This window comes from Salinisphaera sp. PC39, from assembly GCF_040361335.1.
Taxonomy (GTDB): domain Bacteria; phylum Pseudomonadota; class Gammaproteobacteria; order Nevskiales; family Salinisphaeraceae; genus APNM01.
Genome location: NZ_APNM01000001.1, coordinates 359,960 through 383,620, shown reverse-complemented (window position 1 = coordinate 383,620; position 23,661 = coordinate 359,960). Strand labels below are relative to the sequence as shown.

Annotated in this window: 23 protein-coding genes; 11 read left to right on the top strand and 12 right to left on the bottom strand. The window is 69.5% G+C overall.

Annotated elements, in window-relative coordinates:
• Window positions 1–54 precede the first annotated feature (54 nt).
• Both PC39_RS01800 and sbcB read left to right on the top strand, forming a co-directional pair.
• A complete protein-coding gene (locus tag PC39_RS01800; RefSeq protein ID WP_353251646.1) occupies window positions 55–1,833 on the top strand; it encodes a sensor domain-containing phosphodiesterase in 1,779 nt (592 codons plus the stop codon).
• A gap of 64 nt (window positions 1,834–1,897) precedes the next feature.
• Window positions 1,898–3,340 carry an exodeoxyribonuclease I gene (gene sbcB / locus PC39_RS01795; protein ID WP_353251645.1) on the top strand — a complete coding sequence of 481 codons (1,443 nt, stop codon included), beginning with the start codon at window positions 1,898–1,900 and terminating at the stop codon, window positions 3,338–3,340.
• Between the two features lie 488 nt (window positions 3,341–3,828).
• Here sbcB and PC39_RS01790 read toward each other — a convergent pair whose 3' ends face one another.
• The 5 genes from PC39_RS01790 to PC39_RS01770 form a co-directional block, all read right to left on the bottom strand.
• On the bottom strand, window positions 3,829–4,992 hold the full coding sequence (locus tag PC39_RS01790; RefSeq protein ID WP_353251644.1) for a 5-(carboxyamino)imidazole ribonucleotide synthase: 1,164 nt from the start codon (window positions 4,990–4,992) through the stop codon (window positions 3,829–3,831).
• The gene (gene purE / locus PC39_RS01785) at window positions 4,989–5,471 is read right to left on the bottom strand and encodes a 5-(carboxyamino)imidazole ribonucleotide mutase (RefSeq protein WP_353251643.1); all 483 of its coding nucleotides are present in this window, start codon (window positions 5,469–5,471) and stop codon (window positions 4,989–4,991) included. The genes PC39_RS01790 and purE overlap by 4 nt, the downstream gene beginning before the upstream one ends.
• A 98-nt stretch (window positions 5,472–5,569) precedes the next feature.
• Window positions 5,570–5,980 carry a hypothetical protein gene (locus tag PC39_RS01780; protein WP_353251642.1) on the bottom strand — a complete coding sequence of 137 codons (411 nt, stop codon included), beginning with the start codon at window positions 5,978–5,980 and terminating at the stop codon, window positions 5,570–5,572.
• 14 nt (window positions 5,981–5,994) lie between these two features.
• A complete protein-coding gene (locus tag PC39_RS01775) occupies window positions 5,995–6,609 on the bottom strand; it encodes a DUF938 domain-containing protein (protein WP_353251641.1) in 615 nt (204 codons plus the stop codon).
• A complete protein-coding gene (locus tag PC39_RS01770; protein ID WP_353251640.1) occupies window positions 6,606–7,577 on the bottom strand; it encodes a calcium/sodium antiporter in 972 nt (323 codons plus the stop codon). The genes PC39_RS01775 and PC39_RS01770 overlap by 4 nt, the downstream gene beginning before the upstream one ends.
• A 61-nt stretch (window positions 7,578–7,638) precedes the next feature.
• Between PC39_RS01770 and PC39_RS01765 the strand changes: the two genes are divergently transcribed.
• The gene (locus tag PC39_RS01765) at window positions 7,639–8,235 is read left to right on the top strand and encodes an LOG family protein (protein WP_502950831.1); all 597 of its coding nucleotides are present in this window, start codon (window positions 7,639–7,641) and stop codon (window positions 8,233–8,235) included.
• 5 nt (window positions 8,236–8,240) lie between these two features.
• Here PC39_RS01765 and PC39_RS01760 read toward each other — a convergent pair whose 3' ends face one another.
• Window positions 8,241–8,624, bottom strand: coding sequence for a nuclear transport factor 2 family protein (locus tag PC39_RS01760; RefSeq protein ID WP_353251639.1), 384 nt, complete (start codon window positions 8,622–8,624; stop codon window positions 8,241–8,243).
• A gap of 102 nt (window positions 8,625–8,726) precedes the next feature.
• On the opposite strand from PC39_RS01760, the gene PC39_RS01755 reads away from it, so the two are divergent.
• A complete protein-coding gene (locus PC39_RS01755; RefSeq protein WP_353251638.1) occupies window positions 8,727–9,620 on the top strand; it encodes a bile acid:sodium symporter family protein in 894 nt (297 codons plus the stop codon).
• 1,164 nt (window positions 9,621–10,784) lie between these two features.
• Here the strand turns inward: PC39_RS01755 and PC39_RS01750 are convergent.
• A complete protein-coding gene (locus tag PC39_RS01750; protein WP_353251637.1) occupies window positions 10,785–11,177 on the bottom strand; it encodes an RNA-binding S4 domain-containing protein in 393 nt (130 codons plus the stop codon).
• Between the two features lie 101 nt (window positions 11,178–11,278).
• Between PC39_RS01750 and PC39_RS01745 the strand changes: the two genes are divergently transcribed.
• Both PC39_RS01745 and PC39_RS01740 read left to right on the top strand, forming a co-directional pair.
• Window positions 11,279–11,950 carry a glutathione S-transferase gene (locus PC39_RS01745; RefSeq protein WP_353251636.1) on the top strand — a complete coding sequence of 224 codons (672 nt, stop codon included), beginning with the start codon at window positions 11,279–11,281 and terminating at the stop codon, window positions 11,948–11,950.
• A gap of 4 nt (window positions 11,951–11,954) precedes the next feature.
• Window positions 11,955–12,512: a phosphoribosyltransferase family protein gene (locus tag PC39_RS01740; protein WP_353251635.1), complete on the top strand. Its 558-nt coding sequence runs from the start codon at window positions 11,955–11,957 to the stop codon at window positions 12,510–12,512.
• 834 nt (window positions 12,513–13,346) lie between these two features.
• Here PC39_RS01740 and thiC read toward each other — a convergent pair.
• On the bottom strand, window positions 13,347–15,233 hold the full coding sequence (gene thiC / locus PC39_RS01735) for a phosphomethylpyrimidine synthase ThiC (protein WP_353251634.1): 1,887 nt from the start codon (window positions 15,231–15,233) through the stop codon (window positions 13,347–13,349).
• Window positions 15,234–15,348: 115 nt separating this feature from the next.
• On the opposite strand from thiC, the gene PC39_RS01730 reads away from it, so the two are divergent.
• Complete coding sequence (locus tag PC39_RS01730; RefSeq protein WP_353251633.1) at window positions 15,349–16,653, top strand: ammonium transporter; 1,305 nt, start codon at window positions 15,349–15,351, stop codon at window positions 16,651–16,653.
• A 2-nt stretch (window positions 16,654–16,655) separates the two neighbouring features.
• Entirely contained in the window at window positions 16,656–17,270 is a 615-nt protein-coding gene (locus PC39_RS01725; protein WP_353251632.1) for a hypothetical protein, read from the top strand.
• 9 nt (window positions 17,271–17,279) lie between these two features.
• On the opposite strand, the gene pncA is transcribed toward PC39_RS01725, so the two are convergent.
• Both pncA and PC39_RS01715 read right to left on the bottom strand, forming a co-directional pair.
• Window positions 17,280–17,957, bottom strand: coding sequence for a bifunctional nicotinamidase/pyrazinamidase (pncA, locus tag PC39_RS01720; protein WP_353251631.1), 678 nt, complete (start codon window positions 17,955–17,957; stop codon window positions 17,280–17,282).
• 64 nt (window positions 17,958–18,021) lie between these two features.
• The gene (locus PC39_RS01715; RefSeq protein ID WP_353251630.1) at window positions 18,022–19,443 is read right to left on the bottom strand and encodes a nicotinate phosphoribosyltransferase; all 1,422 of its coding nucleotides are present in this window, start codon (window positions 19,441–19,443) and stop codon (window positions 18,022–18,024) included.
• Between the two features lie 101 nt (window positions 19,444–19,544).
• Between PC39_RS01715 and PC39_RS01710 the strand changes: the two genes are divergently transcribed.
• On the top strand, window positions 19,545–20,168 hold the full coding sequence (locus PC39_RS01710) for a 4'-phosphopantetheinyl transferase family protein (RefSeq protein WP_353251629.1): 624 nt from the start codon (window positions 19,545–19,547) through the stop codon (window positions 20,166–20,168).
• A gap of 15 nt (window positions 20,169–20,183) precedes the next feature.
• Here PC39_RS01710 and PC39_RS01705 read toward each other — a convergent pair whose 3' ends face one another.
• Complete coding sequence (locus tag PC39_RS01705) at window positions 20,184–20,711, bottom strand: NUDIX hydrolase (RefSeq protein WP_353251628.1); 528 nt, start codon at window positions 20,709–20,711, stop codon at window positions 20,184–20,186.
• A gap of 81 nt (window positions 20,712–20,792) precedes the next feature.
• Window positions 20,793–21,614 (bottom strand): UDP-2,3-diacylglucosamine diphosphatase, encoded by an 822-nt coding sequence (locus PC39_RS01700; RefSeq protein WP_353251627.1) that lies wholly within the window; start codon window positions 21,612–21,614, stop codon window positions 20,793–20,795.
• Between the two features lie 171 nt (window positions 21,615–21,785).
• Here PC39_RS01700 and purD point away from each other — a divergent pair, with 171 nt between their 5' ends.
• Window positions 21,786–23,069 carry a phosphoribosylamine--glycine ligase gene (gene purD / locus PC39_RS01695; RefSeq protein ID WP_353251626.1) on the top strand — a complete coding sequence of 428 codons (1,284 nt, stop codon included), beginning with the start codon at window positions 21,786–21,788 and terminating at the stop codon, window positions 23,067–23,069.
• Between the two features lie 26 nt (window positions 23,070–23,095).
• The gene (gene rloA3 / locus PC39_RS01690; protein ID WP_353251625.1) at window positions 23,096–23,653 is read left to right on the top strand and encodes a retropepsin-like aspartic peptidase RloA3; all 558 of its coding nucleotides are present in this window, start codon (window positions 23,096–23,098) and stop codon (window positions 23,651–23,653) included.
• Window positions 23,654–23,661 lie beyond the last annotated feature (8 nt).

Here is a 23,661-nt window from a genome sequence, read left to right as displayed (position 1 = left end):
TCGCCCGCGCATCCCCGGGCCAAGCGCACCGCCAACCCACCGAGTACCCGCAGAATGAAGCAGCCCGCCCTCCCGGCGAACGAGAGAGAACGCCTTTCCTCGCTCCATCGTTACCGGATACTGGACACGCCCAACGAAATTGCCTTCGATCGGATCACACGATTGGCCAGCCGTCTGCTGGACACGCCCGTATCGCTGTTGACCCTGCTCGACAAGGACCGCCAATGGTTCAAGTCGAGGGTCGGCCTCGAGCACGAGGGCGGGTCACGAGAGGCATCCTTCTGCGCCCACGCGATCAACCAGCACAATGTGATGGTGATCAACGATGCGATCGTGGACGAGCGCTTCCGCGACAATCCCTGGGTGGTGAAGGATCCCCGCATACGGTTCTACGCGGGTGCGCCGTTACGGACCACGGAGGGACACGCCCTGGGGACGCTGTGCGTGATCGACCAGAAGCCGCGCCACGATTTCAGCGACGTGCAGCGCCGGAATCTTCAGGATCTGGCCGACCTGGCGATGACGCAGATCGAGATGCGCCAATCCGCCTCGCACATCGATCCCACCACCGGCGTCTATTCCCGACGGAAATTCGTGGAAGTGCTGAACCGGGAGGCCGAGCAGGCACGGCACGACGGCCGGCAGCGACTGGTGGCGGCGGTGGACATCGCGCTGTCCAACCGCTTCAACGAGATCGTCCGGGTCATGGGCTACGCCTATGCCGAAGACTTCATCCAGGAGTCGCTTCGACGAATCGAAGACGTCCTGGGCGAGGGGCACGACCTCTACCGGATCGGTCTATTGCGATTCGGCTTCGTCATCTCCGACTACGCCGGGCCGTTCACGCGCACGGCGCTGGATCGGCTCGCGGAGGCGCTGTGCGAGCCGATCCGCGACCCGCAGGGCATCTCGCTGCGGCCGATGGCGACGATAGGTCTCGCCGACCTGATGGCGGACTACGACAACCCCGCGGAGCACGTCCTGCGCGCGGCCACGCTCGCGGCCGATTCGGCGCTGGAGGCGAAACGGCCCTGGGCCTTCTATACGCCCGACGACGACGAGATACGGCGACGCCGCTTCAGCATGATGGCGGACCTGCCGATCGCCCTGGAATCGGACGATCAACTGTATCTGCAGTACCAGCCGCAGATCGATCTGTCGACGGGGACATCCGACAGGGTCGAGGTATTGCTCCGATGGCGACATCCGACCCTGGGCGAGATATCGCCGGCGGAGTTGATCGAAGCGATCGAACACACGGGCTTGATGTCCGACCTGACCGACTGGGTGCTCGACCGCGCCTTGTCGCAGGCCGCGGCATGGCACCGTGCCGGCATCGTCAAGGGCGTGGCCGTGAACATCTCGGCCACGGACCTCGCCGATCCCGGCTTGCGGGACCGGATAGCGGCACACCTGCGGACTCACGGCCTGGACGGGAGCGTTCTGGAAGTCGAATTCACGGAGAGCGCTGTCATCCAGGGGATCGATACCGTGGCATCGACCCTGGAAAGCGTGCGCGAGCTGGGCGTCTCCATGGCGATCGACGACTTCGGCACCGGCTATTGCAACATGATGTACCTGCAGAGAATCCCTGCCGACACGATCAAGATCGACCGGTCATTTATCCGCGATCTGTCACCGGACTCCCGGCAATACCGCATCATAGAGGCCATCGTGTCGCTCGCCGCGACACTGGGACTGGCGGTCGTGGCGGAGGGCGTCGAAAACCGCGCGGTGCTCGACCTGCTCTCGCAAATGGCATGCGACCGGGCACAGGGATTCCATATCGGCGCGCCGATGCATGCCCATCAAATCGCCTCGGAGACGGCATAGCGACCGGACCGCCATCAAGCGGGACTGTGCGCGTGGGCGGTCGGTGGATTAGGCTATCGACCCCATGCAAGGCATGACCCTTTACTGGCACGACTACGAGACCTTCGGCGCGGACCCGAGGCTGGACCGACCGGCGCAGTTCGCGGGGCTGCGCACGAACACGGACCTGGAGGTCGTGGACGAGCCGCTGGTGCTGTACTGCCGGCCCGCCGACGACTATCTGCCGCATCCCGAGGCCTGCCTGATCACCGGTATCACGCCGCAGGAGGCCGAGGCGCGCGGCGTGTCCGAGCCGGAATTCATCGCCCGGGTGCTGGACGAGCTGGGCGCGCCCGGCACCTGCGGCGTGGGCTACAACAGCCTGCGCTTCGATGACGAGGTGACCCGCCACACCGCCTGGCGCAATTTCTTCGATCCCTACGCCCGCGAATGGCAGCAGGGCTGTTCGCGCTGGGACATCATCGACATGGTGCGCCTGACCTACGCCCTGCGCCCGGACGGCGTCACCTGGCCGCGCCGGGACGACGGCGCCCCCAGTTTCCGTCTGGAAGACCTGGCGGCGGCCAACGGCCTGGCCCAGGAGCGGGCGCACGACGCCCTGTCCGACGTCCACGCCACCCTGGACCTGGCACGCCTGATCCGCGATCGCCGGCCCAAGCTCTACGACTACGTGTTCGGCAACCGCGACAAGCGCTCGGCGCGCGCGATGCTGGACCTGGACGGCCACAAGCCGGTGCTGCACGTCTCCGAGAAATTCCCCGCCGAGCTGGGCTGCCTGAGCCTGGTGATGCCGCTGGCCCCGCATCCGGTCAACGGCAACGCGGTCCTGGTGTTCGACCTGCGGCGCGACCCGGCCGACCTGCTGGCGCTGTCCCCGGAGGACCTGCACGAACGGCTGTTCACGCCGTCCGAGGACCTGCCCGACGACGTCGAGCGCATCCCGATCAAGGCAGTGCAGGTCAACAAGTGTCCGGTGCTGGCGCCGGTGGAGACCCTGCCCGACGACCGCGCCCGCGATCTCGACCTGGACCTGGCTCGTTGCCGGCGCCACTGGAAGGCCCTGCACGACGACATCGAGGCGGTGGCCGCCAAGGTCCAGGCCGCCTACGCCCTGGGCGAATTCCAGCCCAACGACGACCCGGAGCAGGACCTGTACGGCGGTTTCGTGCCCGACGCCGACCGCGACCGCTGCGAGCGCCTGCGGCAACTCGACGGCGCCGCGCTGGCCGCCGACCCGCCGGCCTTCGAGGACCCGCGCCTGCGGACACTGCTCTTCCGCTACCGGGCGCGCCACCATCCGGAAACGCTGACCGGCGAGGAGGCCGACGCCTGGGCACAATGGCGGGAAAACCGGCTACGCTTCGCCCCCGACGGCGGCCTCAGCCTGGACGACTACGCCCTGCTCCTGCAGCACCTCGCCCAGGGCCCCGCCGGCCGCGACCCGGAAAAGCGCCGCATCCTGGAGGCCCTCACGGCCTGGGGCCAGCGCCTCGAGACGAGTCTTTAGAATCCACCGATTACACGGATTGCGCGGGTTGCCGGGCCAGAAAGCGATCCGCGGATAAACGCCGATTCACGCAGATCGAAGAAGTCACAAAATCCAGAAAGACAACCACAGAGGCGCGCAGAGGCGCACGGAGGGAAAAAGAATATTGTCGCGGGAAAGGCGGCGTGCTTTTCCGCCCCCTTCGGGTTCGGGGCATATGTCCCTGGATGCCGGAACGGCGCTATGCGCCATCCGGCATGACAACCAACCAAACCTCTGAGCGCCTCCGTGCGCCTCTGTGGTTCATCGCTCTTGTCCGAATAGATGCTCGTCTATCCGTGGCCGCAGAGGTAATGGAACAGGCGGGACACCTCCAGGACGCGGGCGGTCGTACGAGGCGGCCCGCAGCTCGACAAGGTCGTTAAAGCCAGGCCGATCGTCGTTTACCAGCGAACCGGGTGTGATCGCTTCTTGAAATCCGCGAAATCCGTGTAATCGGTGGATTCTTGTCAGGCACAACCGCCCGCGGCGCGGGCCGGCGGCGGGCGCAGGTCGTCCAGCGCCCGCGCGAGGCGCTCGTCGTGGGCCAGCCGGGTGACCACGTGGCCCATCTTGCGCCCCGGCCGGGGCGACTTGCGGTAGAGATAGAGCCGGGTGTCGGGGATCGCCAGCAGCGGCGTGAAATCGGGCTCGCCGGCCTCCCAGAGATCGCCCAGCAGGTTGTACATGACCGCGTCGTGGCGCAGCTCGCAACTGCCCAGCGGCAACCCGCAGGCCGCCCGCACCTGCTGCTCGAACTGCGAGGTCGCGCAGGCGTCGAGGGTGACGTGGCCGCTGTTATGCACGCGCGGCGCGATCTCGTTGACCAGCAGTTCGCCGTCCGGCCGCAGGAAGAACTCGACCGTGAACACCCCGACGTAATCGAGGGCGGCGGCCATGGTCCGGACCAGCTCGCGCCCGGCCGCGGTCACCTCGTCCGCGATCGGGGCCGGCACCTCGGTGCGCGCCAGCACGCCGTCGCGGTGACGATTCCACAACGGCGGGAAGAACACGACCTCGCCGTCGTGGCCGCGCACCAGGATCAGCGAGATCTCGCGCTCGAAGTCGATCCAGCGCTCCAGGACCGCCGGCCGGCGATCCAGCGCCGCCCAGGCCTCCGGCAGATCCCCGGCGGCGGCGACCCGCACCTGGCCACGACCGTCGTAGCCGCCGCGCCGGCTCTTCAGCACACCCGGAAACAGGTCGGCGCGCATGGCCGCCGCCAACTCGTCGTCATCGCCCACGGCGTGATACGGCGATTGCGGCACATCCAGTTCGGACAGCATCCGGCGCTGCTCGAGACGGTCCTGGATGCGCAGCAGCGCCGCGGGCGCCGGGTATACCGGCGTGTGCGCGGCGATCTCGGCCAACGGGCCGCCCGGGATGTGCTCGTTGTCCAGCAGCAGCAGGTCGCAGCGCGACGCCAGGTCCGCCAGAGCGTCCGGGTCGCGGAAATCGGCGACGATATGCGCCGTGGCCGTGCGCGTGGCGGTGCAGCCGGGGTCGGGATCCAGCACCACCGTGTCGTAGCCGAGCCGCCCGGCGGCCCCGGCCATCAGCCAGCCGAGCTGGCCGCCGCCGACGATGCCGACGGTGGCCGGCGGCAGCACGGGATTCGCATCCCGCGCGCTCACTCCACCGACTCCGGCACACCCTCGGTCTGCGCGGCACGGTAGGCGGCCAGGCGCTCGGCGAGGGCCGTGTCCGTGGTCGCCAGCATCGATGCCGCCAGCAATCCGGCGTTGACCGCGCCGGACTCGCCGATGGCGAGCGTGCCCACGGGCACCCCGCGCGGCATCTGCACGATCGACAGCAATGAATCCAGGCCGCTGAGCGCGGACGAGCGCACGGGCACGCCGAGCACGGGCAGCGCGGTCTTGGCCGCGAGCATGCCCGGCAGGTGCGCCGCGCCGCCGGCGCCGGCGATGATCGCGCGCAGGCCGCGCCCCGCCGCCGCCTCGGCATAGGCGAACATACGGTCGGGCGTGCGGTGCGCGGACACCACCCGGCATTCGTGCGGGACATCCAGCTCCGCGAGCACGTCGCTGGCGTGACGCAGGGTCGGCCAGTCCGACCGGCTCCCCATCACGATGCCCACCACGGGATCACTCATGACGCGTTCCTCAGCCATCGTTGCGCCCGGCGGGCGCCGGGCCACGGTAAAACGGGATAGTTTATCGCGATGCGGCGCCGCGGCGAAGTGGCAGGGGGTCAGGCGCGGGCGCGGGAACCCGGCCGGAGCAGCGTCCATCCCTGATGCAGGCCGCCCGCCCACTCGCTGACGGTGAACAGCAGGAAGATCGCCGGCACCCCGCCGGTGACCACGAACCAGGCGATCAGCGCGCCCACCCAGAGCCGGGCGCCGGCATCGATACCGCCCAGCACGCGCGTCGGGCGCAGCAGGCGCGCCGCGGCCCAGACCACGCCCAGGGCGCCGGTAATGCACACGAACAGCAGGCCCAGCGCGGTCAGGCGCTCGGGCCCGGCCCCGCCGAGAAAGGCGTTGACCTCCAGCAGGAGACCCAGGAACGCGCGCGCCACCGGCGGCAGCACCAGCAGGCCGGTGACCGCCAGGTCGAAGCCCGCCCAGGCGCGGACCACCCGTCGTCGATACGCTTCCATGCGGCCATCCTCCCTCACCGGGAGGCGTCCGGCAACGTCCGGCGCCAGACGCGGCAACGGTTGTTGGCGGGCATGGCGACATCCGCGACCAGGGCGAGCCCCGCCTCCGCCGCCAGCCGGTCCACGTCCCCGGCGTCGCGGATGCCCATGTGCGGCGCCCGTTTGCGCAGCGAGGCGTCGAAGCGCGCGTTGCTGTCGCTGGTGGCCCGCCCCCCGTAGTGGAAGGGACCGTAGATGGCCAGCGTGGCATCCGCCGCCAGCACGCGGTCCAGGCCCGCGAACATCGCCGTCACCTCCGCCCAGGCCATGATATGCAGCGTGTTGGCGGAGAACGCGGCATCGTAGCGTTCGTCGGGCCACTCGCCGGTGACATCGAGATCCAGCGGCGGCAATACATTGGGCAGGGCCGCCTCGGTCAGCCACGCGCGGATGCCGGGATGGTTGGCGCGCCGGTCCGAGGTCCGCCAGGTCAGGTGTGGCAGGTGCGCCCCGAAGTGCACCGCGTGCTGACCGGTGCCGCTGCCGATCTCGAGCACCCGGGAACGATCGGCGAAATGCTCGCGCAGCACCGCCAGGATCGGCTCGCGATTGCGCTCGCTGGCGGCGGCGTAGGGCTTGGCGTCCGTCATCGCAGCAACAGATAGGCGATGTAGGCCACGTAGAGCAGCAGCAGGACCGCCCCCTCGCCGCGCCGGACCCGGGTGCCGGTGAACATGAACACGCCCAGCAGCGCCGTGAAGCCGACCATCAGCCAGAGGTCCGCCATCGCCAGGCCGCCGGCGTCCAGAGGCCGTATCAACGCGGTGACGCCGAGGATGCCGAGGATGTTGAACAGGTTGGAACCGATCACATTGCCCACGGCGATATCGCCCTCGCCCTTGCGCGCCGCCACAACGGAGGTCGCCAGTTCGGGCAGGCTGGTGCCGACGGCGACCACGGTCAGGCCGATCACGACCTCGCTGAGGCCCGCACCCGTCGCTATGGCAACGGCCGAGAGCACCAGCACGCGGGCGCCGAGCACCAGCAGGGCGAGCCCGCCGATCACCAGCGTCAGGTCGCGTCCGGCCGAGCCCGCGGGCGCGGGCAGGGCCTCGGCGAACTCGGCCTGGACCGCCGCCGACTCGCGGCGGGCGAGGCGCAGGTTGAACACGGTGTAAAGCACCGCGCCGACCGCCAGCGCACCCGCCTCCAGACGGCCCAGGGCGCCATCCGCCAGCAATGCGACCAGCAGCAGGGACACCACCATCAGGACCGGCATATCCAGCCGCAGGATCTGCGCCTTGACCGCCAGCGGCGAAACCAGTGCCGCCAGCGCCAGGATCAGGCCGATATTGCCGATATTGGAACCGACGACGTTGCCCACGGCGAGACCGCCGCGGCCATCCAGAGCGGCATCCACGCTGACCACCATCTCCGGCATGCTGGTGCCCATCGCGACCACGGTGAGTCCGATCACCAGCGGGGTCAGTCCCAGCCGCACGGCCAGCGACGCGCTGCCCCGAACCAGGCCCTCGGCACCCACATACAGCAGGCCGGCGCCGGCCGCGATACCGATCCAGGCGAACAGCATGATCACCCTCCCGATGGTTGAAGCCACGTCGACCCATCCCCGGCACCGGCATGCAGCCGGCGTCGCGGCCGCCTATCATGACCGTGCCATGAGCCGTCAACAAGACAACGCGCTGCGTGCCGTCTGCGTTTACTGCGGCTCCAGCACCGGCCGCGATCCCGCCTACGCCGCGGCCGCGGCGGACCTCGCCCGCGGCCTGGCGGCACGCGACATCGGGCTGGTCTACGGCGGCGCCGGGGTGGGCCTGATGGGCGCGCTGGCCGATGCCATGCTGGCGGCCGGCGGCCGCGTCGTGGGCGTGATCCCCGAGACCCTGATGCGCCGCGAGGTGGCGCACCCCGGCCTCACCGACCTGCGGGTGGTGGCCTCGATGCACGAACGCAAGGCGACCATGGCGGAACTGGCGGACGCCTTCGTGGCGCTACCCGGCGGGCTGGGCACGCTGGAGGAACTCTTCGAGATGCTCACCTGGGCGCAACTCGGCCTGCACGCCAAGCCTTGCGGCGCCGTCGACACGGCGGACTATTACGCGCCCCTGGCCCGGTTCCTGGACGGGGCGGTGGCGGCCGGCTTCGTGCGCCCCGCGCACCGCGAACTGCTGCTGATCGAACCGGAGCCGGAGACGTTGCTGCGACGCTTCGAAGCCTTCGTGCCGCGGCCCGCGCGCCGCCGCGTCGATCCCTGACTCGGCTAACCCTGGAGCTGACCGGCCATGAGCCGGTGGATCAGCTCGATCGCCTTGAGCGGCCGGATCATCACCTTGAAGTCCGTGATCCGGCCGTCGTCGTTCCAGCGGATGAGATCGACACCGTTGATGTGGACCCCCTCGATCTCGGTCTCGAACTCCAGCACCGCGTCGCGTTCGTCCACGATCTCACGCACGTAACGGAAACGGTCGCCGAGCAGGACCGCGAAGGCCGCGCTCAGGTAGGCCTTGGTCACCGCCTTGCCGGCCTGCGGCGTGTGCACCACCGGCGAGTGGAAGACGGCATCCTCGGCCAGAAGATCGTCCAGACCGGCGGTGTCGCCGGCATTGGCGAGCCGGTGCCAGGCTTCGATCGGATGTTCGCGCATGCGATATCTCCGGCGGTTTGCGAAGCGCCCAGTCTGCAGCAATGTCCGGTGCCGGGGTAGACTGCCGGCACGGTGATACGACCATGGGCAGCCGGAGGCGGAATGGAGTCCGACGTCGACATCCTGGTGGACATCGCCCTGCCGGGCACCCTGATCCTGATCATGTTCGGCATGGGCATGACCCTGACCGTGCGCGACTTCCTGCGGCTCGCGAGTTACCCGCGCGCGGTGGCGGTCGGGCTCGGCGGACAATTGGTCCTGCTGCCCGTGGTGGGAGCCGCCCTGGCCCTGCTCTGGGATCTGCCGTCGGCGCTCGCGGTGGGCGTGATCGTGCTCGCCGCCTGTCCCGGCGGGACCACGTCCAACCTGGTGTCCCACCTGGCGCGCGGCGACGTGCCCCTGTCGATCACCCTGACCGCGGTCAACAGCTGCATCGTGGTCTTCACCATCCCGCTGTACGGCGCCCTCGCCGTGGATCACTTCGCCGGCGCCGACGCCGACGTGCCCCTGCCATTGGCCGCGACCATGCAGCGCGTGTTCCTCTACACCGTCCTGCCGGTCGGCCTGGGCATGGGCGTGCGCGCCCTGGCGCCGGTTTTCGCCAAGCGTATCGGCCCGGCCTACGACCGCTTCGCGATGCTCGCCTTCGTCTTCATCCTGGTGGTGATCGTCTGGACGTCGCGCGAATCGCTGCTGCAGATGCTGGCGGTCGTCGGCGGCGTGACCGCCGCCCTGAACCTGATCATGACGGCGCTCGGCCTGCTGCTCGGCGCCCTGCTCGCCGTGGGGACGCGGCAGGTGCTCACGCTCGGCATCGAGATCGGGATCCAGAACACCGTCCTGGGCATGGTAGTGGCGGCGACCATCCTGGACGGCCTCGGCGGGCTGGACGGCCGGGTGATGCTGATGCCGTCCGCGATCTACGGCCTGCTGATGTTCGCGCCGGCGGCGCTGATCATCGCCTACGGTCGGCGGCGCCTGGCGCCGCTGGTCTGAAGGGGCTGCTGTTCTCAGCAGCGCCTGCAAGGGTATCTACAGAATCAACCGGTATGAGTGAGCCGTCCGGCCCGTGGCCGAGCTCCCGCCGTCCGGACCCGGGTTTTGGTGGCGGCACATGAAACCACAGAGGCGCACGGAGGCGCGCAGAGGTTTTTGATGGGCGCTTGCCGGAAGAAAGAATCCACAGATTACGCCGATGTACGCGGATTAAAGAACAACCCAACCAATCTGCGTTAATCGGCGTCCATCCGCGGATAAACAAATGCCTTGACTCGGCACGGCACCGACCGCGTAGCGCCCCGGCGACCGAATTGCCGGGTTGGTAACGGACCTTGGCGGGTGGTTCCCGGAAGAAACAATCCACAGATTACGCTGATGTACGCAGATTAAAGAACAGCCCTAACCAATCTGCGTTAATCGGTGTCATCTGTGGATAAAAACAAACGCCTTGGCTCGGCACGGCACCGACCGCGCAGCGCCTAGGCGACCGAACTGTCGGGGTGGCAACGAACCTTGGCGGGCGGTTTCCGTAAAAAAATCCGCAGATTACGCTGATGTACGCAGATTAAAGAACAGCCCAATCAATCTGCGTTAATCGGCGTTCATCCGCGGATAAACAAATGCCCTGGTTCGGCACGGCACCGACCGCGCAGCGCCCCGGCGACCGAATTGCCGGGTTGGCAACGGACCGTGGCGGGTGGTTTCCAGGAAAAATCCGCAGATGACGCCGATGGACGCAGATTAAAAAACAGCCCAATCAATCTGCGTTAATCGGCGTAATCTGTGGATAAACAAATGCCTTGGCCCGGCACGGCGCCGACCGCGCAGCGCCCCGGCGACCGAACTGCCGGGTTGGCAACGGACCTTGGCGGGCTATCCGGCCTCGCGGGACACGCCGTGAATACATCCCCGTAGGCTCGACGGCGGCCATCCCTGGCCTGACGCATTGTTTCCCTGGGTCCCTGATAGCCCCCGGATCGAGTCCGGGGCAGGCTTCTTTGCGGCTGCCGAGACGACAGTCATTTTCCTCTGTGTCCCTCTGTGCGCCTCTGTGGTTTATTTTCTGGCTGGCCGTGTACCAAGCGTCGTGATCTTAGGCAGGGGAATGCCGGGAGCACTTCGCTTATCCCGGCCTACCTCGCCTGGGCACCGGCGGAGCCTTCAACCGCCGCGCTTGACCCGCTGCAGGCGGCGCCGCGACTTCTTGTCCGGCCGGCCCTCCGGTCGCGGCGCACCCGATCCGGCGACACGCCGCCGCTCGGCCGCCCGCTCGCGGGCGGCGACGCTGGCCGCCGTCTCCTCGTACAACCGTTGCGCCTCGGCCGCCGGCCCGCGGCGGGCGGCGACGTCCGCGACCACCACCTCGAAGCGGAGCTCGCCCTTGGTGATCTCCAGCCGGTCGCCGACCTTCACGGCATAGCCTGGGCGGGCGCGCACACCGGCCACGTCCACCTTGCCGCCGGCGACCGCCTCCGCCGCCAGCGGCCGCGTCTTGAAGAAGCGGGCCGCCCAGAGCCACTTGTCCAGGCGTACCCGGCCGGAATCGTCCGTCATGCCTGTCCGTGCGGGTTGCAATGGGATGTCCGCGGCACTACCCCGCCGCGCCGAACGACGATACCCTGCCCGCCTGCCCATCGCCAACGGGGGAACCGCGCATGATCACCGTCCATCACCTGGAGAACTCGCGCTCCCAGCGCATCCTGTGGCTGCTGGAGGAGCTGGACCTAGCATACGAGGTCGTGCGCTACGCGCGCGACGCCAAGACCATGCTCGCTCCGCCCGAGCTCAAGCAAATCCATCCGCTGGGGCGCTCGCCGGTGATCACCGACGGCGACGTCACTGTGGCCGAATCCGGCACCATCATCGAGTACCTGGTCGAGCGCCGCGGCGACGGCCGCCTGAAGCCGGCGGCGGACGACGCGGCTTGGCTGGACTACACCTACTGGCTGCACTACGCCGAGGGCTCGCTCATGCCCCTTCTGGTCATGAAGCTGATCTTCGGCCGGCTGTCGAAATCGCCCATGCCGCTGCCCATGCGGCCGTTCGGCGCGCTGATCGGCGCCGGCGTCCAGGGCCAGTTCCTCGACCCCCGCATCGACGAGGCCCTGGCGTTCGCCGACGCCAGCCTCAAGGATCGAGACTGGTTCGCCGGCGACGAATTCACCGCCGCCGACATCCAGATGAGCTTCCCGTTGGAGGCGGCCGCGGCGCGCGGCGGCCTGGACGGCCGCTATCCGGCGCTGGCGGGATTCCTGGAGCGGGCGCAGGCGCGTCCGGCCTACGAGCGCGCCCTGGAACGCGGCGGGCCCTACGAGCTGATGCGCTGACCCCGTGGCCGCGACCCGCGACACCCATGCCGTGACCATCGCCGGCCTCGACCGCGAATTGCCGCTGTTCGAGGTGCGGCCGGGGCTACGGATCGCGGTGCTCAACATCCTGGGCGACGTCGCGCTGGTCCGCGCCGCGGCCGCGGCCCTGGCCGACCGGCTCGCGGGAACCGCCTTCGACGCCATCGTCACGCCCGAGACCAAGAGCGTGCCGCTGGCGCACGAACTGGCGGCCGCGACGGATCGCCCGTACGCGGTGCTGCGCAAGAGCTACAAGACCTACATGGGCGACGCCCTGGCGCTGCAGACCGAGTCCATCACCACCGGCGTCGAGCAGCACCTCTACCTGGACGAGAAGGACGCCGCGCTGGTGCGCGGCCGCCCGGTGCTCCTGCTGGACGATGTGGTGAGCACCGGCTCCACGCTGCAGGGCATGCGCCAACTCATGCGCCGCGCGGGCGCCGACATCGCCGCGGTGGCGGCCATCGCCACCGAGGGCGAGCCCGGCGACTGGCGGGACGTGGTCGCCCTGACCCACCTGCCGCTGTTCTTAGACACCTGAGAGGGTGTCTACAAAATCAACCGGCATGAGTGAGCCGTCTGGCCCGTGGCCGAGCTCCCGCCGTCCGGACCCGGGCTTTGGTTGGCGGGATATGAAACCACAGAGGCGCACGGAGGCGCGCAGAGGTTCTGGCTAGCCGCTTGCCGAGGCGTTTCCCGGAAGAAAGAATCCACAGATGACGCCGATGGACGCAGATTCAAGAGCAGCCCCGACCGATCTGCGTTAATCGGCGTTCATCTGCGGATAAACAAATGCCCTGGTTCGGCACGGCACCGACCGCGCAGCGCCCCGGCGACCGAACTGCCGGGGCGGCAACGGACCTTGGCGGGCGGTTCCCGGAAGAAACGATCCGCAGATGACGCCGATGGACGCAGATTCAAGAGCAGCCCCGACCGATCTGCGTTAATCGGCGTTCATCTGCGGATAAACAAATGCCCTGGTTCGGCACGGCACCGACCGCGCAGCGCCCCGGCGCGCGAGCTGCCGGGTTGGGAACGAACCTTAACGGGCTATCCGCCTCTTTCGCTTGAAAACCGTGATCGTGTCCGGGGCAGGCTTCTTTGCGGCTGCCGGGACAACAGTCAGTTGCCTCTGTGTCCCTCTGTGCGCCTCCGTGCGCCTCTGTGGTCCATGTTCTTGCCGGCCGCTTGCCGAGGCGCTTTCCGACGTCGTGCTCTTCGGCAGGGGAATGCCGGGAGCACTTCGCTTATCTCCGGCCTACGGTCTGCCTTTGCTCGCTACGTTTTGTAGACACCCTCTGAGCGGCGCGCGGACGAGTCTGCCAACACCCCCTATGCGCAAACAGGAAGTCTTTTTCGACACATTCGGTGTTCGTTATCGGTATATCTCGCCCCCGCCCTCGCGGAACTCCTCGGCCTTCTCCGACAAGCCGGCGTCGAGGGCATCCTCGGGCGTCTCGATGCCGCGCTCGGCGGCGAACTCCCGGACCTCCTGCGAGATACGCATGGAGCAGAACTTGGGGCCGCACATACTGCAGAAGTGGGCCACCTTGGCGCTGTCCTTGGGCAGGGTCTCGTCGTGGTAGCCGCGTGCCCGGTCGGGGTCGAGGCCGAGGTTGAACTGGTCCTCCCAGCGGAACTCGAAACGGGCCTTGGACAGGGCGTTGTCGCGCACCTGGGCGCCGGGCAGGCCCTTGGCCAGGTCCGCGGCGTGGGCCGCGATCTTGTAGGTGATGATGCCTTCGCGGACATCGTCGCGGTCGGGCAGGCCCAGGTGCTCCTTGGGCGTCACGTAGCAAAGCATGGCGGTGCCGTACCAGCCGATCTGCGAGGCGCCGATCGCCGAGGTGATGTGGTCGTAACCCGGCGCGATATCGGTGGCCAGCGGTCCCAGGGTATAGAACGGCGCCTCGTGGCAGGCTTCCAGCTCGGCGTCCATGTTCTCCTTGATGCGCTGCATGGGCACGTGGCCGGGCCCCTCGATCATGACCTGGCAGTCGTGGCGCCAGGCGATCTCGGTGAGCTCGCCCAGAGTGCGCAGCTCGGCCATCTGGGCCTCGTCGTTGGCGTCCGCGATCGAGCCCGGGCGCAGGCCGTCGCCGAGCGAGAAGGCCACGTCGTAGGCCTTCATGATCTCGCAGATCTCCTCGAAACGCTCGTAGAGGAAGCTCTCGCGGTGATGGGCCAGACACCACTTGGCCATGATCGAGCCGCCGCGCGAGACGATGCCGGTGACGCGGTTGGCGGTCATGGGCACGAACGGCAGCCGCACGCCGGCGTGGATGGTGAAGTAGTCCACACCCTGCTCGGCCTGCTCGATCAGGGTGTCGCGGTAGAGTTCCCAGGTGAGGTCCTCGGCCTTGCCCTCGACCTTCTCCAAGGCCTGGTAGATCGGCACGGTCCCCACCGGCACCGGCGCGTTGCGGATCAGCCATTCGCGGGTCTCGTGGATGTGCTTGCCCGTGGACAGATCCATGATGGTGTCGGCGCCCCAGCGGGCGGCCCAGACCATCTTCTCCACCTCCTCGGCGATCGAGCTGGTGACCGCCGAGGTGCCCATGTTGGCGTTGATCTTCACCCGGAAGTTGCGGCCGATGATCATCGGCTCGGACTCCGGGTGGTTGATGTTGGCGGGGATGATGGCGCGGCCGGCGGCGACCTCGTCGCGCACGAACTCGGGCGTCACCCGCTCGGGCAGCTCGGCGCCGAATCCCTGGCCGGGATGCCGGCGCAGCAGGCGCGAGTCGCGGATGCGCTCCAGGCGCGCGTTCTCGCGCAGGGCCACGTACTCCATCTCCGGGGTGACGATGCCGCGGCGCGCGTAGTGCATCTGGCTGACGTTGCCGCCGACGGCGGCCCGGCGCGGCTTCGGCGGATGCGGGAAACGCAGGTGTGCGAGCGCGTTCTCGGCGTGCCGGAGGCGGCCGTACTCGGAGGAGAAGTCGGCCAGGCGCTCGCTGTCGCCGCGCTCCTCGATCCAGCCCGCGCGCAGCGGCCGCAGGCCGGCGGTGAGGTCGATCTCCACGTCCGGGTCGGTGTACGGGCCGGAGGTGTCGTAGACCGTGATCGGCGGGTTTTTCTCGATACCGAAGGTGGCGGGCGTGTCCGCCTGCGCGATCTCGCGCATGGGCACGCGCAGGTCCGGCCGCGAGCCGGCCTCGTAGATCTTGCGGGAACCGGACAGCGGGCGGGTGACCTCCTCGGTCAGCCGGCCGGTGCGTTCCAGGATGTCGTCGGCGATATCGGGTGCGGCAGCGCTCATGCTCGGCCCGGGGTTGCGGGGGATAGGACGGCAATTTAACAAGCCCCCGGTCGGGCGCCAACAGCCGGCACCGTTCTTGCAGATCGATATCCGACATATTTTCCGGGGGAACCGCATGACGCATCCGTTTCGTCGCCGCCGCGCCGCGGCGCTGTCGGCCGCGCTCCTACTGGGCTCGGCGCCGGCGCGCGCGGCCGAGGGCGTGCTGCAGGCGCCGGCGGACATCGCCTGGGTGGCGATGGCCGCGGCCCTGGTGTTCTTCATGCAGGCGGGCTTCGCCCTGCTGGAGGGCGGCTGCACGCGCGCCAAGAACGCCACCAACGTGATCCTCAAGAACTACGCCGACCTGTGCTTCGGCATCCTGGCGTTCTGGGCGGTGGGCTACGGCTTGATGTTCGGCGCCAACCCCAGCGGCTGGCTGGGCACGGACGGCTTCGGCTTCGACGGCGCCGACGGCGGCGAGGCGGTGTTCTTCGTCTACCAGGCCATGTTCGCGGCCACGGCGGCGACCATCGTGTCGGGCGCGGTCGCGGAGCGCATGCGCTTCTGGCCGTACGTACTCGGCTCGATCGCGCTCACGGCCCTGATCTATCCGGTGTTCGGCAGTTGGGTGTGGGGCGGCTTCCGCGGCGGCAGCGGCTGGTTGGCCGACCTGGGCTTCGTCGATTTCGCCGGCTCCACGGTGGTCCATTCCGTGGGCGGCTGGTGCGCCCTGGCCGCGGTGCTGGTACTCGGCCCCCGCCTGGGACGCTTCGGCGCGGACGGCGGCGTGCGCACCATTCCGGGGCATAACCTGCCGATGGTCGCCCTGGGGGTGTTCATCCTCTGGCTGGGCTGGTTCGGGTTCAACGGCGGCAGCACCCTGGCCGCGGAGGCGGCGGTGGGCACGGTGTTGATGAACACCCAGCTCGCCGCGGCCGCCGGCGCCGTGGGCACGCTGGCGGCCCTGTACCTGCTGCGGCGGCCGCCGGCGGCGATGGCCATCCTCAACGGTGCGCTCGCCGGACTGGTGGCGATCACGGCGGGCTGCGCCAGCATGACCGCCCCGTTCGCGGTGATTACGGGCCTGATCGGCGGCGCGGTCGCGGTGCTCGGCAGCCGCTTCCTGGAGGCCCTGCGGGTGGACGATGTCGTCGGCGCGGTACCGGTACACGCCTTCGCCGGCGCCTGGGGCACGCTGGCGGCGGGCCTATTCCATGTCGACGGCCTGTTCGACGGCGGCCGGATCGCGATCCAGGCGATCGGCATCGGCGCCGCCTTCATCTGGACCTTCCCCGCCGCGCTGTTGCTGTTCGGGCTGTTGCGCGGCTTCCTGTCACTGCGCGCCAGCACCCTGCACGAGCAGCACGGGCTGGATTACACGGAGCACGCCGACATCGGCTATCCCGAGTTCCAGCCGCCCGGCGGGCCGTCACGCTGATCATGGCGGAACAGTGGCAACGGGCCGTGGAGGCGGTCCTCAGCGAACACCTCCCCGCGGCACAGGCGCGCGACGCGGCCGACCTGTGGCGCCGGCGCTACGCCAGCGGCCGGGCATCGACGGTGATCGCCTTCGTGCGCGACCTGTCGACACGCTTCGAGCTCGACTCGCGCGACCGGCATACCCTGCGGACAGCGATCTACCGGGCCCTCATGTACGGCACGCAGCCCACGGAACCCGCCGCCGGGGACAACGACTACCCGGCGCCACAGGCACGCGAGGTGGCCGCGGCGCTGGTGGACCATATCCGCCACGCGGCGTCGCTACTGCCGGGCGGCGGCACGGCACTGCCGGAGGAACTGGCCGCCGCCGTGGCCGACGAGCCGACCCTGGCGCCAAGGCGCGATGCGGTCACGGGCTGGCTGGCCGGGGAGGCGAGCATGCCGGCCCTGGACGAACGCGCCCTGGCGGCGGCGGTGCATGCCCTGTACGTCGCCGCCTGCCGCGCCTTCGGGCCGGTCACCGGCGACAAGCTGATCCACGCCGCGTCGGCGCGGGCCGATGCCCTGCCCGCGGCGGCGCGCTACCCGGTCACCCGGTTGCTGTATCCGGAATAGACGCCCCGGTCAGGAGCGCAGACCGGCCGGGGCGTCGGTATCCGGCGCGCCGGGCAGGGCCCCACACTCGGCCAGGACGGCATTGCTGTCGGTGACGCGCACGCCGGCCTCGCGCATATCGTCCAGGCAACGCGCCACGTCGCCGGGAGTCATGTCGACACCGTGGGTGGCATCCTCCACCAAGTGCGTGCCGAAGCCCTCGCGCACCGCGTCCAGGGCCGTGTAGTAGACGCACACATCCTCGGCCAGACCGGCGATATAGACCGTATCGACGCCGCGCTCGCGGAGCCAGTCGGCCAGGCCGGTGGACTTGCGGTGACCGTTGTCGTGGAAGGCGCTGTAACTGTCGATGCGCGGATCCGTGCCCTTGCGGAAGATGCGGTCCACGCGATCGGTCTCCAGCTCCGGCACCAGCTCGGCGCCCTCGCTGCCCTGCACGCAGTGGTCCGGCCAGAGGATCTGCTCCAGGCCGTCCACCTCGGTGACCTCGAAGGGCTCCCGTTCCCGGTGGTTGCTGGCGAACGAGAGATGATTCGGCGGGTGCCAGTCCTGCGAGGCGACCACGGTATCGAACTCGGCCTGCAGGCGGTTGACCACCGGCACGATCTCGTCCCCCCGCGGCACCGGCAGGGCGCCCCAGGGCATGAAGTCGTGCTGGATGTCGACGAGGATCAGGGCGCTACCCATGACGGCCTCCGGGTCGCGAGGTGTCTACCTTGAACCTGCGTGCCCGGCGGGGCGGATTCAAGCCTCAGCCGCCGAGTGCCGTCCGCAGGCGCCGACGCTCGGCGGCCAGCGGCGCGTCCAGCCGCACGGGATAGTCGTCCAGCGCCGCGAAACTCGCGAATTCCGCCATCGCGGCCTCGCGGACGCGATCCAGCGGCGGCGCCTCGTAGACCGGCTCGCCGGCGCGCAGCATGGGCACCAGCAAATCCTCGGCTGCGGCGTCGGCCGGGATATCACCGGCGGTTGCCGCGACATCGGCGCCGATGTCGCCCACGTCGTGGATCACGTCCGCCAGCGGCCGGTCGCCGCGCCGATACCGCCGCACCTGCTGGATGCCGGGATTGGTGTGCTTGGCCTCGGTATCGGACAGCTTGATGCGCGGTTCCCAGGCGCCGCCGTCCGGCGACCGGATCGCGGTGAGCTTGTACACCCCGTCCAGGGCCGAATCCGGCTGGGCCGTATCCAGTTTAGTGCCGACGCCCCAGATGGCGATCGGCGCCCCCGCGCGCCGCAGTCCGGCGATGCGGTGCTCGTCCAGATCGGAACTGGCGGCGATGCGGGCGTCCGGGAAGCCGGCCTCGTCCAGGCGACGCCGCGCATGGGCGGCGAGTTCGCCCAGGTCACCCGAGTCCAGCCGGATGCCGACCATCTCGTGGCCCCGTTCGCGCAGCTTGCGGCCGGCCGCGATGGCGTTCTCGATGCCGGCGCGGCTGTCGTAGGTGTCCACCAGGAAGATGCAGTTGTCGGGCATGGCCTCGGCGTAGCGGTCGAAGGCTTCCAGTTCGTCGTCGAACGCCATCACCCAGCCGTGGGCGTGGGTCCCCTTCACCGGGATACCGAACAGCCGTCCCGCGAGGACGTTGGCGGTGGCGGCGCAACCGCCCAGGTAGGCCGCGCGCGCCGCGGTGACGCCGCCGTCGATCCCGTGGGCCTTGCGCAGGCCGAAGTCGAGGACCGCCCCGTCCCCGGCGGCGTGCACCATGCGCGCGGCCTTGGTCGCCACCAGCGTCGGGAACAGGACCAGGTTGAGCAGCGCCGTTTCCAGCATCTGCGCCTGCAGCACCGGCGCCCGTACCCGCAGGATCGGCTCGTGCGGGAACACCGCGGTGCCCTCGGGCACCGCGTCCAGGTCGCCCTCGAAACGCAACCCGCGCAGGTATTCCAGAAAATCGTCGGGGAACATCGGTTGGCCGGCGGCATCCTCGAGCGAGCCGAGATAGGCGATATCGTCGTCCCCGAAGCGGAAGTCCGCGAGGTACTCCAGCGCCGCGTCGAGACCGGCCGCGATCACGAAGCGACCGTCGAAGGGCGCCTTGCGAAAGGTCAGGTTGAACACCGCCTCGCGTTCCGGATCGGCCGCGCGCCAATGCGCGTAGGCCATCGTGAGCTGGTAGAAATCGGTCAGCAGCGCGTGGGGGCGCCCGTAGAGTTGGCGGATGACGGACATGCGGCTCTCGCCTGGAAGTCTGCTCTCTACATGCGATCGCCGCCGCGCCGAGTCAAGCGCCGGGCTCGTACCGGCGGCGGGCATCGTCGATAATGCCCCGCATGCCGGACGAGACCGTCACGCTATTGTTCACCCGGCTCGCCGGGCGGGTGCCGGCCTCGCCGTGGCGCCCGCGGCTGTCCGCGGAGTGGACCGAACGCATTGCCGGGATGCGCAGCGAAACCGCCCGACGGCGTACCCTGGCGGGCCTCTGGCTGCTGCATACGGCGCTGCCGGAGGCCGATCTGGGCGAGTTGGTCCGCGACACCGAGGGCCGTCCCTTCCTGCCCGCCGGGCCCGCCTTCAACATCAGCCATTGCGGCGACGGCATCGCCTGCGCGGTCGGCGGGACGGCCGGCCTGGGCCTGGATATCGAGCGGGTCCGGCCGGTGTCGCTGCGGCGTTTCGCGCGCTTCCTGACACCGGAGCAGGTACCCGCGGCGCACACCGATCCGGCCGTGTTCTTCCGTGCCTGGACCGCCCGCGAGGCCACGGTCAAGGCCGGCGGACGCGTGGGGCTGGCGCGCATCGCCCGGGTGCGCATCGACGGCGACCGGGCGACTCTGGACGGCGATACCTGGCATCTCCAGTGGCCGACGCTGGCGCCGAACTGGGTCGCCTGCCTGGCCACGGCCGCGCCGACGGCGCCGGCCGGGGTGACGACGGTGTCCGCACCGCCGGTCTGAGGGCCGGACGCGGGCTCAGAACCCGCGATCGAGACAATACAGGCCCGCGAAGACACGGTGATCGACCAGGCACCCCTCGTCGGCGCGCGCCCGCAGCCATGCGCGCGCCTCGCTGAGCGGCACGCGGTGTACGGCGATGTCCTCGCCGTCGACACCGCCGCCCTCGCCCACCCGGCTCAGATCGTGGGCGCGCACCAGCGTGATGATCTCGGCGGCCATGCCCGGCGCCGACGGTCCCCGGTGCAGGCGCTCGACGCGGGCCGGACGGTAGCCGGTCTCCTCGACCAGCTCGCGGGCCGCCGCGGCCTCGGCCGACTCGCCGCGGTGACCGGCCTCGTCCCCGACGATCCCGGCCGGCAGCTCGAGCACGCGCGCGCCCACCGGCGCCCGGAACTGTTCCACCAGCAGCAGCTCGTCCTCGGGCGTGACCGCCACGATATGCACGGCACCGCTGGCGTTGACGCGTTGCACATACTCCCAGCGCCCCTGTCGGCACAGGCGCAGGAATCGGCCCTCCGCGAGGGTCTCGGTCGGTTCGGACATGGGGAACGGGATTGTGGATTGCGTTCCCGAGTATAAGCGGCCGGCGCGCCCCGTTTCAGGCGCGCCGGCCGCCGCGGGGGTTCAGGCCGCGGCGCCGCGCAGCGGCGTGACCTTGCGGGCGTGCTGCTCGTCGGCCCAGTTGACGATTTCCATGCGGCCGTCCGGGTGCTCCACCAGCGCCGTGCAGGATTCCACCCAATCGCCGCTGTTGTAATAGGTCACGCCCTCCAGGTCCTTGATCTCGGCGTGGTGGATGTGACCGCAGACGACGCCGTCGAAGCCGCGGCGGCGGCATTCGTGGGCGACCGCCTTCTCGAACTCGGAGATGAAGTTCACGGCGGTCTTGACCTTGTGCTTGGCGAAGGCCGACAGCGACCAGTAGGGATAGCCCAGGCGCGCCCGCACCCAGTTCACGTAGCGGTTGGCCCGCAGCAGCGTGGTGTAGGCGACGTCCCCGACCATGGCGACCCAGCGGTGGTAGCGGGTGACCACGTCGAACAGGTCGCCGTGCAGCACCAGCAGCCGGCGCCCGTCGGCGGTCTCGTGGACCAGGTCGTTGACCACGCGGATGTTGCCCATGCGCAGCTCGTAGTCGACGAACTTGCGCAGGAAGTCGTCGTGGTTGCCGGTAACGTAGAACACACGGGTACCGCGCTTGGACTTGGTGAGGATGCGCCGCACCACGTTGGTGTGTTCCTGCGGCCAGTAGAAGGTGCCCTTGAGCCGCCAGCCGTCGATGATGTCGCCCACCAGGTAGAGCGTGTCGCAGTCGTGCGTCTTGAGGAAGGCCGTCAGGCGCTCCGCCTGGGCGCCCGGCGTGCCCAGATGGACATCGGAAATCCAGATGGCGCGGTACCGGGGCCGATCGCCGGGACGATCGCCGGCTTGCTCGTGGTCCTGCATGGCCGCTTCTCCTCGTGCTGTCATTTGCGGCCAGCCTAGGCCCCGCCATTAACGGCAACATGACGGTTTTATTGCAGTTCCGTGACAATGCCCGCGCGAGTCGGCGCGAACCGGCACGATTGCTGCTAACATCCGCCCCCTCCCGACCAACCCGGCAAAGCGATACGACCCATGGAGAACGGCAAGGTCCTGATCGTCGGCGGCGGCGGCCGCGAGCACGCCCTGGCCTGGAAGGCGGCGGCATCGCCGCGGGTCGCCGAGGTACTGGTGGCGCCCGGCAACGCCGGCACGGCCAACGAGCCGGGCGTGCGCAACGTGGCGGTCGCCGCGGAGGACATTGACGCACTGCTGGCCCTGGCACGCGAGGAGGCCGTGGACCTGACGGTCGTGGGGCCCGAGGCGCCGCTGGCGGCCGGCATCGTCGACCGTTTCGCCGACGCCGGCCTGGCCTGCTTCGGCCCCTCCGCCGAGGCCGCCGCGCTGGAGGCGAGTAAGGCCTTCAGCAAGGATTTCCTGGCCCGCCACGACATCCCCACCGCCGACTACCGCAGCTTCACCGACCCCGAGGCGGCCGCCGACTACATCCGCGCCCGGGGGGCCCCGATCGTGGTCAAGGCCGACGGCCTCGCCGCCGGCAAGGGCGTGGTCCTGGCCGCCGACGAGGACGAGGCGATCGCCGCGGTGCGCGATATGCTCGGCGGCGAACGCTTCGGCGAGGCCGGTCGCCGGGTCGTGATCGAGGAGTTCCTGGAGGGCGAGGAAGCCAGCTTCATCGCCCTGGTGGATGGCGAGAACGTGCTGCCCCTGGCGAGCTCGCAGGACCACAAGGCCGCCTTCGACGGCGACACCGGGCCCAATACCGGCGGCATGGGCGCCTATTCGCCCGCCCCGGTGGTCACGGAGGCGATCGCCGAGCGTGCCATGACCGAGGTGATCCGGCCGACGGTCGCCGGCATGGCGGCCGAAGGCCGGCCGTTCACCGGTTTCCTCTATGCCGGGCTGATGATCGGTCCCGACGGCACCCCCAAGGTGCTCGAATTCAACGTGCGCCTCGGCGATCCCGAGGCCCAGCCGCTGCTGATGCGGCTGCGCTCGGACCTGGTCGATCTGGTCGACGCGGCCCTGAAGGGCCGCCTGGATCGCACGCGCATCGACTGGGACCCGCGGGCCGCGCTCGGCGTGGTGATGGCGGCCGGCGGCTATCCCGGCGACTACCGCAAGGGCGACGCCATCTCGGGACTGGGGAACGATACCGCCGATACCAAGGTGTTCCACGCCGGCACGGCCCTGGCGGACGGCCGCGTGGTCACGGCCGGCGGCCGCGTGCTCTGCGTCTGCGCGCTGGGCGACGACGTCGCCGAGGCCCGGCGCCGGGCCTATGATCGGACGGACACGATCCGCTGGCCGGACGTGCATTACCGCCGCGATATCGGCTACCGTGCGCTGAATCGCTGAATCCGCTCAACCGGAAAGGGGCGCCCATGAAACGGACCGCGCTGACCCTCTGCATCGTCCTGGCGACCTGGACCGCGGCCGTCGCCGCGGGCGACGACGAGCGACGTGTCTTCGGCTGGGTCGAGAAGGCCGTGGTCGAGGCGCTCGACGCGGAGGTCAAGGTCAAGCTCGACAGCGGCGCGCTGACCTCCTCGATGCACGCCACGGATATCGAGCGCTACGAGCGCGACGGCGAGGAATGGGTCCGTTTCACCATCGGCCTCGAGGACGAGCGCGACGGCGACTTCGTCGAGCGGACATTCGAGAAACCCCTGTACCGCAGCCTGAAGGTCATCGGCGCCGGCGGCAGCGACCGCCGGCCGGTGGTGCTCCTGCGCCTGTGCATCGGCGACCGGATATACGAAGAACAGTTCAGCCTGCGCGACCGCAGCGAGATGAACTATCCGGTCCTGCTGGGGCGGCGCACGATCCAGCACCTCGGGCTCTTGGACGTGTCGCGGACATTCATGCACGAGCCCGACTGCGGCGACGCGACGTTGTCCGAGATCGACGAGCGCGAGCCCGACGAGGATATCGGCATCTGAACGATGCG